The sequence below is a fragment of the Zeaxanthinibacter sp. PT1 genome (genome assembly GCF_028464225.1).
GTDB lineage: Bacteria > Bacteroidota > Bacteroidia > Flavobacteriales > Flavobacteriaceae > Zeaxanthinibacter.
This window is the reverse complement of sequence record NZ_JAQPCN010000001.1, coordinates 1,244,618-1,258,214: the sequence shown is the minus strand read 5'-3', so window position 1 is coordinate 1,258,214 and position 13,597 is coordinate 1,244,618. Positions and strand designations below refer to the sequence as shown.

The 13,597-nt window shown below is 46.5% G+C and carries 11 protein-coding genes; 4 read left to right on the top strand and 7 right to left on the bottom strand.

Annotation, left to right across the window (positions count from 1 at the left end):
• Positions 1-2 precede the first annotated feature (2 nt).
• On the bottom strand, positions 3-3,407 hold the full coding sequence (gene ileS, locus PP178_RS05510) for an isoleucine--tRNA ligase (RefSeq protein ID WP_272593307.1): 3,405 nt from the start codon (positions 3,405-3,407) through the stop codon (positions 3-5).
• A 113-nt stretch (positions 3,408-3,520) separates the two neighbouring features.
• Positions 3,521-4,471, bottom strand: a complete 951-nt coding sequence (locus tag PP178_RS05505; protein WP_272593306.1) for a DUF4382 domain-containing protein — start codon at positions 4,469-4,471, stop codon at positions 3,521-3,523.
• Between the two features lie 228 nt (positions 4,472-4,699).
• Here PP178_RS05505 and PP178_RS05500 point away from each other — a divergent pair, with 228 nt between their 5' ends.
• On the top strand, positions 4,700-5,002 hold the full coding sequence (locus tag PP178_RS05500; protein WP_272593305.1) for a hypothetical protein: 303 nt from the start codon (positions 4,700-4,702) through the stop codon (positions 5,000-5,002).
• Between the two features lie 12 nt (positions 5,003-5,014).
• Here the strand turns inward: PP178_RS05500 and PP178_RS05495 are convergent, their stop codons facing one another.
• From PP178_RS05495 to PP178_RS05480, 4 genes are all read right to left on the bottom strand, one after another.
• The gene (locus PP178_RS05495; RefSeq protein ID WP_272593304.1) at positions 5,015-7,444 is read right to left on the bottom strand and encodes a TonB-dependent receptor plug domain-containing protein; all 2,430 of its coding nucleotides are present in this window, start codon (positions 7,442-7,444) and stop codon (positions 5,015-5,017) included.
• Positions 7,428-8,147: a DNA repair protein RecO gene (gene recO, locus PP178_RS05490; protein WP_272593303.1), complete on the bottom strand. Its 720-nt coding sequence runs from the start codon at positions 8,145-8,147 to the stop codon at positions 7,428-7,430. The genes PP178_RS05495 and recO overlap by 17 nt, the downstream gene beginning before the upstream one ends.
• Positions 8,148-8,241: 94 nt before the next feature.
• Positions 8,242-9,585: an NADP-specific glutamate dehydrogenase gene (gene gdhA, locus PP178_RS05485; RefSeq protein WP_272593302.1), complete on the bottom strand. Its 1,344-nt coding sequence runs from the start codon at positions 9,583-9,585 to the stop codon at positions 8,242-8,244.
• A gap of 192 nt (positions 9,586-9,777) precedes the next feature.
• On the bottom strand, positions 9,778-10,932 hold the full coding sequence (locus PP178_RS05480) for a cystathionine gamma-synthase (RefSeq protein WP_272593301.1): 1,155 nt from the start codon (positions 10,930-10,932) through the stop codon (positions 9,778-9,780).
• A 94-nt stretch (positions 10,933-11,026) separates the two neighbouring features.
• Between PP178_RS05480 and PP178_RS05475 the strand changes: the two genes are divergently transcribed.
• From PP178_RS05475 to PP178_RS05465, 3 genes are all read left to right on the top strand, one after another.
• Positions 11,027-11,770 (top strand): DUF3298 and DUF4163 domain-containing protein, encoded by a 744-nt coding sequence (locus PP178_RS05475; RefSeq protein ID WP_272593300.1) that lies wholly within the window; start codon positions 11,027-11,029, stop codon positions 11,768-11,770.
• A 106-nt stretch (positions 11,771-11,876) separates the two neighbouring features.
• On the top strand, positions 11,877-12,230 hold the full coding sequence (locus PP178_RS05470; protein ID WP_272593299.1) for an arsenate reductase family protein: 354 nt from the start codon (positions 11,877-11,879) through the stop codon (positions 12,228-12,230).
• Positions 12,227-13,120: a DMT family transporter gene (locus PP178_RS05465; protein WP_272593298.1), complete on the top strand. Its 894-nt coding sequence runs from the start codon at positions 12,227-12,229 to the stop codon at positions 13,118-13,120. Before PP178_RS05470 ends, PP178_RS05465 begins: the two co-directional genes overlap by 4 nt.
• On the opposite strand, the gene PP178_RS05460 is transcribed toward PP178_RS05465, so the two are convergent.
• Positions 13,104-13,580, bottom strand: a complete 477-nt coding sequence (locus PP178_RS05460) for an acyl-CoA thioesterase (RefSeq protein ID WP_272593297.1) — start codon at positions 13,578-13,580, stop codon at positions 13,104-13,106. The genes PP178_RS05465 and PP178_RS05460 overlap by 17 nt on opposite strands.
• Positions 13,581-13,597 lie beyond the last annotated feature (17 nt).

Genomic DNA, 13,597 nt, shown 5'->3' with positions numbered 1-13,597 from the left:
ACTCAGTGTTTTTGGATATATAATTTTGTGTTAACCTCATCAAAGGCAATCTCTGTCCCTTGATCCAATTTTTCTTCCATGTTCAATTCGGCGGTCAGGGTCTCAGATTTAATATAATGCATATTACTCTCCACTGCCTTTTCCACGAATCCGTCTTTCAGGATTTTCACGTCTATCTTATCTGTCACCTCGTAGCCGGACTCCTTTCGGAGGTTCTGAATACGATTGACTAATTCCCGGGCGATCCCTTCCTTACGTAGGTCTTCGTCTATGGTAATATCTAAAGCTACGGTAATTGAGCCGGTGCTGGCTACGAGCCAACCCTCGATATCCTGGGAAGTAATCTCAACTTCATTTAACTGTAAGATAACACTTTTATTATCTATCCCTAGGTTTATTTCGCCTATTTGCTCAATTTTCTGGATATCCTCCTGCCCCATAGCAGCAATGGCTGCGGCTATTTTTTTCATGTCCTTACCAAACCTGGGGCCCAGCACTTTAAAATTAGGCTTAATGCTTTTCACCAACACCCCGGAAGCATCGTCCAGTAATTGGATTTCTTTTACATTAACCTCAGATTTTATCAGTTCTGCCACGGCCTCTATCTCCTGTCGCTGTGTTTCGTGCAAAACAGGGATCATGATCTTCTGCAGTGGCTGCCTCACCTTAATCTTCTCTTTCTGCCTGATAGACAGTACCAGCGAGGAGATCTGCTGTGCCTTCTGCATTTTACTTTCCAGCGACTTGTTCACCAGCTCTTCCCGGTAAACCGGGAAATTGGTCAGGTGCACACTCTCTTCCCTGTCGCTCACCGTAGCCGCTGTCAGGTCAGAATAGAGCCTGTCCATAAAGAAGGGAGCTATCGGTGCCCCTAATTGCGCTATGGTCTTAAGACAGGTGTATAAGGTCTGGTAGGCAGAAATTTTATCCTGCTGGTAATCACCTTTCCAGAATCGTCTCCTGCTGAGCCTGACATACCAATTACTCAGGTTTTCCTGAACGTAATCCGAGATTGCCCTTGCAGCACGTGTGGGTTCGTACGATTCATAGGCATTTTCCACCTCACGGATCAGGGTATGCAGTTCGGAAAGGATCCATTGATCTATCTCCGGTCTCTCGTTCAGCGGTATATCTGCCTCTTTATAAGTAAAGCTATCTATGTTGGCATAAAGTGCAAAAAAAGCATAGGTATTATAAAGTGTCCCGAAAAATTTACGCTTCACCTCAACAATACCATCTACATCAAACTTAAGGTTATCCCATGGGTTTGCGTTAGAGATCATATACCAGCGGGTAGCGTCAGGACCATGCTCTTTCATGGTCTCAAAAGGATCTACTGCATTTCCCAGTCGTTTAGACATCTTTTTACCCTCCTTATCCAGCACAAGGCCGTTGGAGACAACGTTCTTGTAAGCGACTGAGTCGAATACCAGTGTAGCAATTGCATGCAGCGTATAAAACCAACCCCTGGTCTGGTCTACACCTTCCGCGATGAAATCTGCAGGGAAAGTCTTGCCTTCATCAATAAGTTCACTATTTTCAAAAGGATAGTGCCACTGGGCGTAGGGCATGGAACCACTGTCAAACCAAACATCGATCAGGTCACTCTCACGGCGCATAGGCTTTCCGGAATCGGACAAGAGCACAACCTGGTCTACGATATTCTTATGCAGGTCTATTTTTTCATAATTGGCTTCATCCATGTTTCCGGGTTCAAACCCTTCAAAAATGTCTTTTTCCATCAGCCCGGCTGAAACGGCTTTGGCCATCTCCTCCTTTAATTCGGCTACAGAGCCAATACATTTTACTTCCTTCCCGTCTTCTGTTCTCCAGATCGGCAGAGGTATCCCCCAGTAACGCGAACGCGAAAGGTTCCAGTCGTTGGCATTGGCAAGCCAGTTTCCAAACCTGCCCTCACCTGTAGCTTTGGGTTTCCAGTTGATCTCTTGGTTCAGCTGCCACATGCGGTCTTTAACCTCAGTAACCTGGATAAACCAGGAGTCCAGCGGATAGTAAAGAATTGGCTTATCCGTACGCCAGCAATTGGGGTAGGTATGCACATATTTCTCTACTTTAAACGCTTTGTTCTCTTCTTTGAGTTTGATGGCTATCTCCACGTCTACAGAGCGTTCCGGGGCTTCGCCTTCATCGTAATATTCGTTCTTTACGTATTTCCCGGCGAGCTCTTGTAGTTCAGGGCGAAATTTACCCTGCAGATCCACAAGGGGAACAGGATTACCATTCTCGTCCTTAACCAGTAAAGGCGGCACAGGCGGATTGGCATTCTGTGCTACCAGCATATCGTCTGCCCCGAAAGTAGGCGAGGTATGTACGATACCGGTACCATCCTCGGTGGTAACAAAATCACCGGAGATCACGCGGAATGCATTCTCCGCGTCCTGGTAAGGAAGTGCGTAAGGTAAGAGTTGTTCGTACCGGATTCCTACCAATTCTGAGCCCGTGAATGAATCCACAATTTGGTAAGGGACCTTCTTGGAGTCCGAAGTGAAAGTATCAAAAGTATCTTCTTCTGTGACAGCTTCAAATTTACCTGAGAATACCTGGGACACCAGGTTCTTGGCTACCATTACCAGAATAGGCTCATAAGTATACTGGTTAAAACTACGAACCAAGGCGTATTCTATCTTAGGACCTACGGTCAACGCGGTGTTTGATGGCAGGGTCCATGGGGTGGTAGTCCATGCCAGGAAATAAATTTCATCCTGATATTTCTTTAAACCTGCGGGAAGGCTTTCTTTTTTCGTCTTGAATTGCGCTATAACGGTTGTATCCGTGACTTCCTGGTAAGTTCCCGGCTGGTTCAGCTCGTGAGAGCTAAGCCCTGTACCTGCTTTAGGAGAGTAGGGCTGTATAGTATAACCTTTGTAAATAAGTCCTTTGTCATAGATCTGCTTCAGCAACCACCAAACGGTTTCCATGTATTTGGGCTCGTAGGTCACATAAGGATTTTCCATATCTACCCAATAGCCGATCTTTTCAGTGAGGTCGTTCCACACATCGGTATACCGCATCACCGCCTTACGGCAGGCGTCATTGTACTCTTCTACGGAAATTTTGGTCCCAATATCCTCCTTGGTAATACCCAGCTCCTTTTCCACTCCCAGTTCTATGGGGAGACCATGGGTATCCCACCCGGCCTTACGCTTCACCTGGAATCCCTTCATGGTTTTATAGCGCGGAAAAATATCCTTGATAGTCCTGGCCATTACATGGTGGATACCTGGTTTCCCATTTGCTGAAGGAGGTCCTTCGTAAAAGACATAGCTCTCCTTTCCTTCCCTGCTGCTGATGCTTTTCTCAAATATCTGCTGCGCTTCCCAGAAAGACTGTACGTCCTCGGCTACCTTGGGTAGGTCCAAACTCTTATATTCCGTAAATTTCGTCATAAGCGCTATTTAAAGTCTGCAAAATTAATGAAAATTTGCCCAATTCACGGGAGATAGCATACAAAAAAAGCCCCGATAAACGGGGCTTATTATAAACTAATTCAAATAATTGACTACTTGGTTCCCGTAATGGTTACGTTAGCACTGACCTGCAGGGCTCCTGTTACGCTGATCCCACCGAGGTTAAGTCCTGTTGAAGACTCAGCTTCCAGCAGTGCATTAAAGTCTAAACTTCCCTGGTTCTCTGTGTACGAGACAAATACAAGTTCATACTCACCTTCCTCAAGGAAATTCAGGCTGTATGAGTTGGTAAGCCCGCTAACGGTACTACTGGTAACGGCATTAGCAAAGGTAACCTTACTTTCACCACTTCCCTTAGTTTCCGCTTCTGCATTAAAAGTACCCTTCTCATATGCGTAGACAATAATCTCGTCCGAAGTATTCTGGCTGTCATTCACCGTACCGTTAATCATCCCGGTTGTTTCGGCATTCACCGTACGGATTCCTGCGCTGATCTCTGACATGGAAACGAATTCAAAATCAGAACTCATAGTACCCTGCTCTTCCTTGATCGTCTTACGAAGGTCAAAATCCAATACTACCTCGTTCTTCGCTCCGGCGAAAACTTCGTAAGCATCATTGACCGTGATAGAATTAGAAGCAGCTGTCAGTTCATCCTTGGTTCCGTCCGCCATTTCTACATAACATCCGGGTGCATTCCCGTTCACATCCTGCTCATAGTCCAGTACTAGTTCAATATTGGAATACGTACCTGCTTTCATGTCAAGGTTACCCAAGGTTTCCGTACGACCGTCTACCAAGGCCTTCAGGTCTACAGTAGTAGCACTAAAGCCCTCAAGGGATTGCCCGTCTACCTTTACATCCGTGATGGTGACAAATACTGCCTCCACGTTGGCATTATCAATTGGAGCGTCTGTGATTTTATAAGTGGTGTTGTATGATTGCGCCCCTGCATCTCCACCATCGTTCTCGTCTTTACTACAGGATACCGCAAAAAATGTTAATGCTAATACCAAAGCTGTAGGTTTTAAATAATGCTTCATAGTTGTGAATTTTTAATTTTAGACATTCACCCATACAACAACCATCTGCCACTTTACCCTTCTAAAAAAGTGTTAAAATCTCCAAAGTTTCGACGAAATGCACTATTTTTTTAGAACTCATTAACACCGTATTTACGGACGTTCCGGCGTTTTTAACCGCTTTAAACGCAACTATACAGTTGCATATCAGTCGATTAACGACGTCTAAGGATCACTAAAAACTCTAACATGAAAAAATTATTAATTGTCCTTTCGTTACTCCCTTTAATTTACCTGCAATCCTGTGACAGTTGTTCAGAAAATGCACGCGAAACCGGTGATGCCATCGAAGAAATAGGAAAAGACATGGAAAAAGCCGGTGACGATCTGGAGAGAGCTGGGGAAAAGGCTTTACGAGAGGCTGAAAAGGCCGGAGAAGACCTGGAAAGAACCGGGGAAAAAGCCTGGGACAAAACTAAAAAGGCTGCAAAAAAAGCCGAGGAAGAGATAGAAGAAGAAATTGACGAGGAAATTCACGAGGACGATCACTGATCTCGTTTGAGGTCAGAAGGAGTACCCCAGTGATAGGATTAAATTCCTGCCCGGAGCAACAATGCCCGAGGAATAAGAACGGTAACGCTGGTCGGTAATATTTTCCAGGGTCATGGTGGCCCGTACCGCATCATTCAGCTGGTACTGGGTACGCAGGTTAAGTGTATACCAGGAGGGTGAATATGGATTACCTTCCCTATCGGAAGCATACAGGTATTCTTTCCCGCGTTCCGAAACTGAAAGGTCTTCGTATGCGATCTCCCCGTTGTAATTAAAAAACAAGTCTGTTTTAATCTTCTGTACCTCGTAGAGCAGGTGCAGGTCTCCGAAGGCAGGAGCAGCGTGCCTTGAGGCAGAAGACGTGCCGTCCTCCTCTTCTTCAGTGCCCTCCGTTATGGTAAGGTTACTTTTCAGGGAGAACTGCTCGGTCAGGAATGCCTCCATACCAAACTCAAATCCATATACATATGCATTTGTCGCATTTTGTATGGCCTGTACATTACTGGGCTCGCCATTGTATTCGATCTGTCGCTGACCTTCAAAAGAATAATCGCGGCGAACCAGGGCATCATCCAGGTAGGTATAATACACCGTTCCTTTAAGAACCAGGAAATCGTGAAAGTTCTTCATGACCCCCATTTCCACGTTATAAGCATATTCCGGTTTAAGGTCAGGGTTGGGTACCACTACAGAGCCCGGCTCAGAATCAAATACTTTCCCCACGTCATCAATATTAGGAGATCGGAATCCTGTAGATGTATTAAAAGTTAATTGCAGGTGCTCTTTCGGGAACCAGCTCAGTCCCAGGCTCCCGGTTACCGCGCCATTGCTCAGTTTAGCCTCTTCGAAGGGGAATGCATAAAAGCTCCGGTCAAATTCTGAGTGCAACCAGATGTGGCTGTAGCGTAGTCCTGACATCAGCGTAAGATTGGGTCGTGCACGGTATTCCCCACTCAGGTAAGCCGCTGCAGACTGCCAGGTTGAACCATCCGGGTATCGGCTGGGGCCTTTTTCAGTCTCCCCACTATCAATATTTTCAAGGCTTCCTGCTGAGCCTACCTTATTATAGACATACTCTGCACCGTAATACAGCCGGAGGTCTCCGATTTTCTTATTTTCAAGATCTAACTGCGCAGAGAGTGCATCTACCTTTTCCAAGTTTCGGTAGAGAATGGCATCCTGGAAATCGCGATCAAAGCGACTTTCTTCAAAGCGCTGGTATGCCAAGGTTGTTTTCAGCCCGTCATAAAAAGCACCCTGTCCTTTCTGGGTTGCCTGCAAATTTCCCATGAACCACTTCTGCGGACCGTAGTACCAATCCCCGGACCTGAGACCCTTCCCATCCCTCGATGGGCGAACAAGCCGGTCATAACGTGCGTAATCCGAAGTTTCCGAATAATGCAACCCAAGATCGTACTGCCAGTAATTATTAGGTTTATAAGCAAATTTCTGCATCAGGCTCCATTGATCGTAACCCGAAGGCACCTGTACAAGCGGATCCTGGTTGGCCACTACGTAATCACGACCATCTACCCGGACCTGGTATTTTTCCCTGAGGTAAGAATCCGGTCCGTGCGCGCCCATCCGCAGGTCGTCAAAATCGCTGTAGCTGATACTGCTGAGTGCAGCCCACTTTTTTCCGCCAAAATTGAGTTCCAGGTGACCGGTCTGCTCATTATTGGCCGATGAAAAACGATATTGAGCCGCCCCTTGCAATTGCAGGCTGTCAGCGACGGCAAAAAGTGGTTTCTTAGTAAAGAAATTCATAACCCCGCCTATAGCATCACTACCGTAGATCACGGAGCCCGGGCCAAAGATCACCTCAGTATTACTGATGGTAAAGGGATCAAGGGAAATGACGTTCTGAATATTACCTCCCCTGAATATAGCATTGTTCATCCTAACCCCGTCAACAGACAGCAATAAGCGGTTGGTTGCAAATCCGCGGATCATAGGGCTTCCGCCTCCTAACTGGCTTTTCTGAACGAACACCTGCCCGCTTTGCTGCAGCAGGTCTGCAGAGGTCTGCGGTGACGAAAAGGCAATTGCACGGGCATCTACGGAAGCGATCCTTTGGGGGACATCTCTTTTCTGTTGCTCCCATTTAGAAACAGACATGACCACTTCATCCAGTTGTTCGGCATTCATAGTCAGGTACACCCGGTTCCCTTGCCTCAGGATAACCGATTTAAGGCTTTTTTTAGTCTGGTAAGCGATATGTCTAAAAATAATTCGCTCCTGCCCTGAGAAAATTCGGAGGTTGACTCTGCCGTCTATATCGGAAATAGCGGTCTTGGATTGATCATCATTAAATACAGCTACGTTCATCACCGGTTCCTTGCTATCCACATCAAGGATAGTGATCACCTGGGACCGGACCCCAGAGCATACCAGCAGAATAATTAACAGGAGTATATAACGGGATTTAACTGAAAACTTCATTGAGTATAGCAAGCGACTTGGGTTTTCGGAATCCGTGCAAATGTATCTCAAAATACTGTAAGAGGATTTGCAGCAGATCCTTTCGTTGGGTTTTTGTTAGTCTGATCTCTGAAAGAGTATCAAATTTTATGCCTAAGAAGGCTTTAAATAGGAATAAATCATCCCCGGACAACAGGAGGTTACCAGTCGCATCGGGCAGGAAGAGTCCTTCTACAAGATCAAAATACGGGTAGTCTTCCCCTTCTGAATCCGGGTAGAACCCAAGGTATCGACTTAATTCGACCATAAACAATAAATGGAAATTTGCGGCTTGTTCATGGGTATCTAACCACTGTAGGGAGGCCTGCAAATAATTAAATAGTGCGGTATTTTCTTCTTCCTCCTGCAGGCTATACACCAATACCTCGGCTAGAAACTGGCAGATCGCACTTTTATCCATGCGGGTGTGCAGGCTCTCGTAGGGGTAGGCCACATGCACTTCTTTCAGGTGTTCAAGGGTGCCCTTATTCTTATGGTATGCTACCACCTCTAACTGCATCAGGGGCTGAAAATAAGCTGCTTTGATCTTAGCCTTCCGGGAAGACAATACGCCTTTTAACAGGTAAGTCTTTAAACCGTCAGACTCCGTAAAAGCCTTTACGATCAAGCTGCTGTCCCCGTATTTCAGGGAAGATAGAACAATAGCTCTGGTGGTAACCTGCATAGTCCGGGTATGAGAATGGCAAATATAAACAATCACAATGCATAAAAAAGGCCGGGAATTCCCGGCCTTAAGCATTCTCTGAGCAAAAATTATATTAGATTACTCCTTGAGCGAGCATGGCGTCGGCTACTTTAACAAAACCGGCAATGTTTGCTCCCTTAACGTAGTTACAATATCCATCGTCTTCTTTCCCGTAAGCTGTACATGAATCATGGATGTCTTTCATAATCCCTTTTAATCGCTCATCTACTTCTTCACGGGTCCAGCTGATACGAAGCGAATTCTGCGACATTTCCAATCCGGAAGTGGCTACACCCCCTGCGTTAGAAGCCTTCCCAGGAGCAAAAAGTATCCTGGCTTCGTGGAAAGCATGGATGGCTTCCGGGGTAGATGGCATATTAGCTCCTTCAGCTACACAAACGCAGCCATTATCGAGCAACGCCTTGGCATCATTCCCATCCAGTTCGTTCTGGGTAGCACATGGAAGTGCAATATGGCATTTCACCTCCCAGGGCGAACCACCTTTATGGAAGGTCGCATTCGGGTATTTATTCACATATTCAGAGATCCTACCGCGTTTGTTATTCTTGAGATCCATAACATACGCCAGTTTATCCTCGTCAATTCCATCTGCATCATGGATATACCCCCCTGAATCGGAAAGGGTAAGCACTTTCCCCCCAAGTTGTAACACTTTCTCTGCCGCAAACTGCGCAACGTTACCGGAACCGGAAATAACGACGTCTTTTCCTTGGATATCTTCACCACGGGTTTTCAGCATGTTCTGAGCAAAGTATACGGTACCGTATCCTGTTGCTTCCGGGCGGATCTTGGATCCACCCCAGGAAAGTCCTTTCCCGGTTAACACCCCGGTAAATTCATTTCTTATTTTCTTATACATTCCGAAAAGGAAACCGATCTCCCGAGCACCTACACCGATATCCCCTGCAGGAACATCCGTATTAGGTCCAATATGGCGGCAGAGCTCGGTCATGAACGAATGACAGAAACGCATCACCTCGTCATCCGATTTTCCCTTGGGATCAAAATCTGACCCCCCTTTTCCTCCACCCATTGGCAGGGTGGTCAAGCTATTCTTGAATACCTGTTCAAAGGCAAGGAATTTCAGGATACTCGCATTCACCGAAGGATGAAAACGCAATCCCCCTTTATAAGGTCCGATAGCAGAGTTCATCTGGATACGGTAACCTCGGTTCACGTGGATCTCTCCATTGTCATCTACCCATGCTACCCTGAAAGAGATCAGTCGCTCGGGTTCTACCATCCGGAGCAGGATGTTCTTGCCGTTGTAAATTTCGTGTTCTGCAATGTAAGGGATCACCGTCTCGGCTACTTCCTGTACAGCCTGGATGAATTCCGGCTCATGCCCGTTTCGGCTGGTCACCTCATCCATAAAAGCTTTGATTTTCGCTTCCATATTATATGCTTAATTAATGTAATTGGTTCTGTCCCGGTTTTAAACCACAGCTCTGTTATGGACAGAACCTCCTAAAAACAGGGATATTTTTAATATTATTCAATATATAGCAATTTCAGCGCTAAATTATGCTATTTAAATATTTTGCAGCTGATTTTTTTAAAAATATGACAATTTCAAGAGTGTAGAGGATCAGACGATGGCCTGTTCCAGGTCAGCGATAAGGTCTGCAGCATCTTCAATTCCCACACTGAGGCGGATCAGGGAATCCACAACCCCGCTCTTTTCACGCTCTTCCTTAGGGATACTGGCATGTGTCATGCTGGCCGGGTGACCTGCAAGGCTTTCCACTCCACCCAGGGATTCGGCCAGGGTAAATACTTTTAATTTTTCTACAATTGCTATGGCTGCATCATAGGAGCTTCCTTTGGGTACAAAAGAGACCATCCCGCCAAAATCTTTCATCTGCCGGGCAGCAACATCGTGGTTAGGGTGATCTTCAAAGCCGGGCCAGTATACCTTTTCAATGGCCGGGTGAGCCTTGAGATATTCGGCTACGATCCTGCCGTTCTCGCAGTGACGCTGCATCCTTACGTGCAGGGTTTTGATTCCGCGGAGGGTAAGGAAACTATCCATAGGGCCGCAAACTGCTCCGCTGGCATTCTGGATAAAGTAAAGTTTATCAGCAAGTTCTTTATCCTTAACGACAAGGGCCCCGACAACCACATCACTATGCCCTCCCAGGTATTTAGTGGCCGAATGCATAACGATATCAGCACCCAGGTCCAGCGGTTGCTGTAGATAAGGTGTGGCAAAAGTATTATCAACCGCCAGCAGCAGATCGTGCCTTTTGGCCAGGGCGGCCATGGCTTCAATATCGATCACATTCATCATAGGGTTGGTGGGTGTTTCTACCCATAGTAAGCGTGTATTTTTATTAATACACTCTTCCACCGCAGCGATATCCTGCATGCCTACGAAGTGAAATTTCAAACCAAAATCCTCAAAAATCTTCTTGAACAATCGGTAGCTTCCACCGTACAGGTCGTTAGTAGATACGATCTCGTCGCCCGGTTTCATAAGCTTCATCAGGGCGTCTATAGCTGCAAGGCCACTCCCGAAAGCCAAACCGTAATTCCCATTTTCTATGCTTGCCAGGGAAGCTTCCAGGGCTGCTCTTGTCGGGTTGCCACTGCGCGAATATTCAAATCCCTGGTGTCCGCCAGGGGTGTCCTGTGCGTATGTAGAGGTCTGGTAGATGGGTGGCATTACTGCTCCATATGCCTTATCAGGAGATTGCCCTCCATGTATAGTCTTGCTGTTAAATCTCAGGTCTTTATCACTCATATATCCTAAATTTGGAATACAAAAGTATCGTTATCTTTCCTAGAAACCAATCAAAATGAATTTGTAGCTTCGCCGGTATCTTAACCCATGATCCATGAAGTATTTTATTCTCATAAGCAGTATGCTTTTCTTATTCCTTTCCTGTTCAGAGGAAGAACCTCTATTCTTTGAACCTATAGAGTATCAAGGTGATAACTGCAAGGATTGCCCCCAGGTGATGATTGCTATTCCGGAGGCCATGGGAAAGGAGAAAACCGCAGGAACCATCAACACTGCACTACGCGAAGAGATCATCGCTATCCTGACCAACGGGGAATCAGGACAGGCAGCAACTTTGGATGAAGCCGTTGAAGTCTTTGAAACTGAATACAGGGAAATCCGTGATAAATTCTCTGATGAAATGGCCGGCTGGAAGGCCGATATAAGTGCCGAGGTGACCTACCAGGACCTCCAGCTGGTCAGTATAAGTATAGAGGCAGATATGTTTACCGGGGGTGCACACGGGTACAGGGTGACCCGATTGATGAATTTTGATCGTGATAACGGGGTCGAGCTAGAGCCGCTACAACTTTTCCAGGATGAAGATGCCTTTAAAAAATTTGCCGAGCTGCGCTTCCGTGAACAGGAAAAGATTCCGGAGGGCAGCTCTATAAATAGCACCGGTTTTATGTTTGCCGATGACGCATTTTACCTGCCGGAAAATATAGGGATTTCCGGAAAAGGAATCACCCTCTTGTACAACGAATACGAGGTGGCCTCTTATGCCGATGGCCGTGTTACGCTTACCCTGCCCATGGACCAGGTTCGCGACTTTCTGAAACCTAGATTCCGTTCCTGAGCCGGGGCAATATTCAAAAAAGTATTTTTTACGAAAGCCTCTTTCCGGGAGATATCCTAGTTTTGCCTTTTATGCCCAATAGGCAGTTTATTAATATCAATCTCGTATGAAGACGATCTTCCATCTCAGCAGCTGCGATACCTGTAAACGAATTCTCGGTGAAATCGGACCTACTCCAGGGTTTACCTTGCAGGATATCAGGACTGAAGCGGTTTCCGCTGCACAACTGGAGACTATGCATTCGTTAAGTGGGAGCTATGAAGCTCTGTTCAACAAACGTGCAAGGCTATATAAGGAACGGGGTCTTAATCAACAGCAATTGGGGGAAGAGGATTATAAAAAATTATTACTGGAGCATTACACTTTTTTGAAGAGACCGGTTATCGTAGGCAAAGATCAAATTTTTGCAGGCAACAGTAAGAAAACCGTGGCCCAGGCCAAAGAATTTCTAGGCTCTTGAGTCGCCGTACCCTGGCCATCCTGGCCGCGATCGGGGCAACGGCCATCTATGGGGTAAACCATACCATCGCTAAGGGAGTTATGCCCGAACACATCCGTCCTATGGGATTTGTGCTCCTCAGGGTGATCGGGGCCGCCGCGCTCTTCTGGGCAATATCCTTCCTGGCCCCGAAAGAACGTATCGAAAAAAGGGATTGGGGCCGTGTCCTGATCTGTGCCATCTGCGGGATGGTCATCAATATGCTCGCTTTCTTTTCAGGCCTGGAACTCTCTACCCCTATCAACAGCAGTGTCCTGGTGACCACCACCCCAATCATCGTAGTGATCCTGTCTGCATTCCTGATACAGGAAAAGATTTATAAACTAAGGGCAGTGGGGATAGGGATAGGCCTGGTAGGCGCCCTGATATTGGTCCTGTACGGAGGCGAACTACGACAGGATGCTCCCAATATTCCCCTTGGCAACCTATTGTTCTTACTGAATGCAACATTCTATGGCCTTTACCTTATCCTTGTAAAAAAACTAATCGGGAAATACCATCCTTTCACCCTGATGAAATGGTTATTCCTGATCGCTGTCTTTATCAACCTTCCTTTTGGATGGAACCAATTCGCAGCTGTAGAGTGGACCTCACTCCCATGGGAGGTGGCCTGGAGATTGGGCTTCGTTGTTCTTGGCACTACCTTCTGCACCTACCTGTTCAACGCTTTTGCGCTTACCCAGCTCAAGGCCAGTACAGTCAGCGCCTTTGTTTACGTTCAGCCGCTTATCGGGATACTTTACGCTGTAGCCAGTGGCAAGGACCAACTTAGCCTCCTAAAAATCCTCGCGGCCGGCCTGGTATTAACAGGGGTTTACCTGGCGAGCAAACGACCTAAGCCAAATCTTTAGGATACCTGCCATGTGCCCGGGTATCTTCCTTGCTAAGGGTCCGGAATTGCCCGGACTTTTCATGGGAGTTGAAAGTCTTCAACAGGTCTGCCGGTAAAGCCGTCAGGCTTCTTTTATTCAGGTCGATCCAGGCACCCATCATTTCACCATGGGCCAGGTGTTTGCCCTTTTCATCATAAAAATTATGGTGAAACTCAAAGAACATCCCATCTCCGCTCATCCCCGCTATTTCCAGGGATACCCTGATGGGTTTGCCCGGAAACACTTCTTTGTAGTAATAGATATGTTCATAGAGCACAACGGGGCCCAGGCTCCGCTCTGCCATGGTCTTATGATTAAACCCCATTTCCATCAAAAAGCCCATACGGGTATGACTCATAAAATTTACGAAAGCCGAATTAGCCAGGTGCCGGTTGGCATCAACATCGCTCCAGCGGACTTCAAATTCTTTCAGGTACATATTAAAGGTTTTTTATT